The 2,500-nt window shown below is 52.8% G+C and carries 2 rRNA genes (both running past the window's edge); both read left to right on the forward strand.

Going from position 1 to position 2,500, the window contains the following annotated elements:
* Positions 1 to 1,332, forward strand: a 16S ribosomal RNA gene (locus EFK13_RS00550); it begins 218 nt to the left of the window's first position.
* 169 nt (positions 1,333 to 1,501) lie between these two features.
* Positions 1,502 to 2,500, forward strand: a 23S ribosomal RNA gene (locus EFK13_RS00555); it runs 1,929 nt beyond the window's last position.
* The 16S and 23S rRNA genes sit together here, the layout of an rRNA operon.

The raw sequence follows: 2,500 nt of genomic DNA on the forward strand, positions 1-2,500 counted from the left end.
GGCTACCACTTACAGATGGACCCGCGGCGCATTAGCTAGTTGGTGAGGTAACGGCTCACCAAGGCAACGATGCGTAGCCGACCTGAGAGGGTGATCGGCCACACTGGGACTGAGACACGGCCCAGACTCCTACGGGAGGCAGCAGTAGGGAATCTTCCGCAATGGACGAAAGTCTGACGGAGCAACGCCGCGTGAGTGATGAAGGTTTTCGGATCGTAAAGCTCTGTTGTTAGGGAAGAACAAGTACCGTTCGAATAGGGCGGTACCTTGACGGTACCTAACCAGAAAGCCACGGCTAACTACGTGCCAGCAGCCGCGGTAATACGTAGGTGGCAAGCGTTGTCCGGAATTATTGGGCGTAAAGGGCTCGCAGGCGGTTTCTTAAGTCTGATGTGAAAGCCCCCGGCTCAACCGGGGAGGGTCATTGGAAACTGGGGAACTTGAGTGCAGAAGAGGAGAGTGGAATTCCACGTGTAGCGGTGAAATGCGTAGAGATGTGGAGGAACACCAGTGGCGAAGGCGACTCTCTGGTCTGTAACTGACGCTGAGGAGCGAAAGCGTGGGGAGCGAACAGGATTAGATACCCTGGTAGTCCACGCCGTAAACGATGAGTGCTAAGTGTTAGGGGGTTTCCGCCCCTTAGTGCTGCAGCTAACGCATTAAGCACTCCGCCTGGGGAGTACGGTCGCAAGACTGAAACTCAAAGGAATTGACGGGGGCCCGCACAAGCGGTGGAGCATGTGGTTTAATTCGAAGCAACGCGAAGAACCTTACCAGGTCTTGACATCCTCTGACAATCCTAGAGATAGGACGTCCCCTTCGGGGGCAGAGTGACAGGTGGTGCATGGTTGTCGTCAGCTCGTGTCGTGAGATGTTGGGTTAAGTCCCGCAACGAGCGCAACCCTTGATCTTAGTTGCCAGCATTCAGTTGGGCACTCTAAGGTGACTGCCGGTGACAAACCGGAGGAAGGTGGGGATGACGTCAAATCATCATGCCCCTTATGACCTGGGCTACACACGTGCTACAATGGACAGAACAAAGGGCAGCGAAACCGCGAGGTTAAGCCAATCCCACAAATCTGTTCTCAGTTCGGATCGCAGTCTGCAACTCGACTGCGTGAAGCTGGAATCGCTAGTAATCGCGGATCAGCATGCCGCGGTGAATACGTTCCCGGGCCTTGTACACACCGCCCGTCACACCACGAGAGTTTGTAACACCCGAAGTCGGTGAGGTAACCTTTTAGGAGCCAGCCGCCGAAGGTGGGACAGATGATTGGGGTGAAGTCGTAACAAGGTAGCCGTATCGGAAGGTGCGGCTGGATCACCTCCTTTCTAAGGATATTTACGGAATATAAGACCTTGGGTCTTATAAACAGAACGTTCCCTGTCTTGTTTAGTTTTGAAGGATCATTCCTTCGAAACGTGTTCTTTGAAAACTAGATAACAGTAGACATCACATTCAATTAGTAACACAAGATATCACGTAGTGATTCTTTTTAACGGTTAAGTTAGAAAGGGCGCACGGTGGATGCCTTGGCACTAGGAGCCGATGAAGGACGGGACGAACACCGATATGCTTCGGGGAGCTGTAAGCAAGCTTTGATCCGGAGATTTCCGAATGGGGAAACCCACCACTCGTAATGGAGTGGTATCCATATCTGAATTCATAGGATATGAGAAGGCAGACCCGGGGAACTGAAACATCTAAGTACCCGGAGGAAGAGAAAGCAAATGCGATTCCCTGAGTAGCGGCGAGCGAAACGGGATTAGCCCAAACCAAGAGGCTTGCCTCTTGGGGTTGTAGGACACTCTGCACGGAGTTACAAAAGAACGAGGTAGATGAAGAGGTCTGGAAAGGCCCGCCATAGGAGGTAACAGCCCTGTAGTCAAAACTTCGTTCTCTCCTGAGTGGATCCTGAGTACGGCGGAACACGTGAAATTCCGTCGGAATCCGGGAGGACCATCTCCCAAGGCTAAATACTCCCTAGTGACCGATAGTGAACCAGTACCGTGAGGGAAAGGTGAAAAGCACCCCGGAAGGGGAGTGAAAGAGATCCTGAAACCGTGTGCCTACAAGTAGTCAGAGCCCGTTAACGGGTGATGGCGTGCCTTTTGTAGAATGAACCGGCGAGTTACGATCCCGTGCAAGGTTAAGCAGAAGATGCGGAGCCGCAGCGAAAGCGAGTCTGAATAGGGCGCATGAGTACGTGGTCGTAGACCCGAAACCAGGTGATCTACCCATGTCCAGGGTGAAGTTCAGGTAACACTGAATGGAGGCCCGAACCCACGCACGTTGAAAAGTGCGGGGATGAGGTGTGGGTAGGGGTGAAATGCCAATCGAACCTGGAGATAGCTGGTTCTCTCCGAAATAGCTTTAGGGCTAGCCTCAAGGTAAGAGTCTTGGAGGTAGAGCACTGATTGGACTAGGGGCCCCTACCGGGTTACCGAATTCAGTCAAACTCCGAATGCCAATGACTTATCCTTGGGAGTCAGACTGCGA

This window comes from Bacillus cabrialesii (assembly GCF_004124315.2).
Lineage (GTDB): Bacteria > Bacillota > Bacilli > Bacillales > Bacillaceae > Bacillus > Bacillus cabrialesii.